This window comes from Bartonella sp. PS7NMGDW, assembly GCF_042193585.1.
GTDB lineage: Bacteria > Pseudomonadota > Alphaproteobacteria > Rhizobiales > Rhizobiaceae > Bartonella > Bartonella grahamii.
The window spans coordinates 1-941 of record NZ_JBHILX010000094.1 but is presented as its reverse complement, the minus strand read 5'-3'; the positions used below and the strand labels follow the sequence as shown (position 1 = coordinate 941).

1 protein-coding gene is annotated in these 941 nt (G+C 38.4%); it reads right to left on the bottom strand.

Translation table 11 applies throughout. The annotated features are described in order from the left end of the window. Positions 1 to 61 precede the first annotated feature (61 nt). On the bottom strand, positions 62 to 907 hold the full coding sequence (locus ACFIKJ_RS09460) for a type IV secretion system protein (RefSeq protein ID WP_375652220.1): 846 nt from the start codon (positions 905 to 907) through the stop codon (positions 62 to 64). Between the last annotated feature and the right edge of the window lie 34 nt (positions 908 to 941).

Here is a 941-nt window from a genome sequence, read left to right as displayed (position 1 = left end):
GTTATTTTGTCATATGGATATTAAGGGCGTCTGTTACGGGAACCATTGCTTTTTATCTCATCTAGTTTCTATGTCTCCATAGATGTCCAAATGTAATTCCTTTTGCGAGAGAATTGGCAACGCTTGATAGTTTGAGTAACAGCATGATGGATATAATAGACAAGACGATAGCTCCCCCAAACATGAAGCTTATATTCTGGTCGTAATCGAGTTTCATATCGCTCAAATAGTTTGCAAAGATATTCATCATCAGATTAAATACAGTCGCTAAGAGTAGAAAGAGGATTATATAATTGACGACTTGGATTATCCATTGCTCGAAAAGGCGATGAGTTGGTTGCCAGAGCAAAGCAACGATGAAGAGAGGTCCCCATCCTACGAGAAGTGTAATAGCGAGTTTTGTCAGGAGCACGAGACCACCACCGATTGCTACGACGAGGCTTGTTGCCAGCAAGATGATGATGCCTAAGAGACTGTAAAGCAGACCATTGCCTTCGAAGAAGACAGTTTCTTGGAAAAGACGTCCTGCATATTGAAATCCTTTGGTTGCTGCTTTATCCAGTAAATTCATTAATTGTGTATTATCGAGTGGATTTGTTATGAGCGCTTTTGATAACTCATAGGGCATTTGTGTTATTAAACTCGCAATTTCATTTTGATAAAGTCCTGTGGTAAGAGCTATTGAAGTAATAATACTTATCCGTAGGAAACGATTTACAAATCCGGAGAGAGGCATATCTATAGCGCCACGAATGATGAGCCAACCATAGATGATGAAAGCGATTGTGATACCGATTGAAACAAAGGGTGTAATTGTAGCTATTGTTTTTGAGGAAAGATCCGTGACATATGTATTTGTTATCTGATCAATTTTAGTGAAAAGTTGCGTGAACACTGTAAAGTCCATGGAATTCCTCTTTAATGAATTTTCAACTTTTTAT